This is a genomic window from Cedecea sp. NFIX57 (genome assembly GCF_900177785.1).
Classification (GTDB): domain Bacteria; phylum Pseudomonadota; class Gammaproteobacteria; order Enterobacterales; family Enterobacteriaceae; genus Cedecea; species Cedecea neteri_C.
This window is the reverse complement of sequence record NZ_FXAS01000121.1, coordinates 1-1,417: the sequence shown is the minus strand read 5'-3', so window position 1 is coordinate 1,417 and position 1,417 is coordinate 1. Positions and strand designations below refer to the sequence as shown.

General features: G+C 45.4%; 1 protein-coding gene. It reads left to right on the top strand.

The window, feature by feature from the left end; all coding sequences use genetic code 11:
* Positions 1 to 266: 266 nt before the first annotated feature.
* Entirely contained in the window at positions 267 to 557 is a 291-nt protein-coding gene (locus tag B9Y90_RS26805; RefSeq protein WP_139827525.1) for a hypothetical protein, read from the top strand.
* The last annotated feature ends 860 nt before the right edge of the window (positions 558 to 1,417 follow it).

The window sequence follows — 1,417 nt, the reverse complement described above, 5'->3', positions numbered from 1 at the left end:
GGCCAGCCCGTCTCCCCCGGACGCACAACCTGCGGGAATGCACTGTGAAATCACTGTCGGCAGAGCCAGAATACGGCTCTCCGGAGAACTGACCCTCACGCTGCTGCGAACCCTGCTGCGCGAGCTGAAAGGAGCGGGCAAGTGATCTCACTCCCTGCCGGTACCTGTATCTGGCTGGTTGCCGGGATAATGAGACAGCAAGTGGCATTGCATCTTATACATCGTCAATTCTAAGTTTTCTGAGAGGGGCCGGCGTAATTTCTAAAATGAGCGCGGATTATTGGAAGGGAAAATCTCTTGAAGGAGCAATTTTTATCAGTGATAAAAATATCAATAGTAGCAGAAGTGTAAAATCAGTTGCCCATAATGAAAGCAATAACATTCATTTAAATCGAGTGGAAAAAACGTCACATCTGACAGAAAAAGTTCCCCATACCAAAATAAGAAGAAGCTTCAATTTTAGAGATATCCAAATAACAAGTAAGAGTGTGGGCCTAAAAATATCGAATCACCTTGAACTCACTAAAATGAATGATGAGGAAAACACCCATTTATAGAGTAACACTGAGAGGAACGTAAGCTTTCTATATACACATATCTGTACGTGTCAAGGTAGTTGTCGCCTACGCTTGATTCACGCAGTAGTGATAGGAGTAGCCGTTACCGGCTCCCTGCGTACAGACCCGGACGTGTGCTATTAACACATCCGGCTCTTGCCTTGGGTTCTGGTGCGAAAGAGGTGTATTGTGGGTGAGGGTGGACAATTCTGGAGGCTACAGTGTTTGCATAGCTTACTGACGTGTTTTCATCTCATTCGTCAGCATCCGGTAAACTCGTATTTTCTTAATTATTTCAGCAGGTATTATCAGCATCATATTTAACTGAAGAAGGATGTTCACTGATGAGAAAACGATAGTTCATGCGTGAGGCTGCGGGCAACTCCCCCGGATCACAGGAGACACCCGATTTAGAGTGAAATGCAGGTTTTGGGTCAGGCGCTGAAGTACTGGCTGCAGTAATATGGAGGAGAAATGCAGGTTTAAACTTCACCTAAGGACGCTTGGTTATGGGATTGCTCCGGTTTATGCGTGAGCGTCGTTTTAATGACGCCCTGTTCTTAAGGGCATCGCTGTCACGCGATCTCCAGCAAGGAACAAAACCATGAGAATCAACCGTATCCGGCTCAGCATGAAGACATTGAAAAGCTGTTACCATTACAGTGCCGGGATCCGTCAGTAAGGGAGGGCTGAGAACTTTCAATAATGAAATGTAATTTATTGATTACTTACTATTTAAATTGATACTAAACGGCGTTTGCTGTTGACCCTGTACACGATTCTGTGTAAATGCCTTTTCTCAGAAGTGACCATCCAGGCGGTCACCAAACTCGATAATAAAGCGGCTCATTGCCATACGC

Coding starts and splice junctions, on each gene's coding strand:
- B9Y90_RS26805 (WP_139827525.1), top strand. CDS start 267: ATGAGCGCGGATTATTGGAAGGGAAAATCTCTTGAAGGAGCAATTTTT.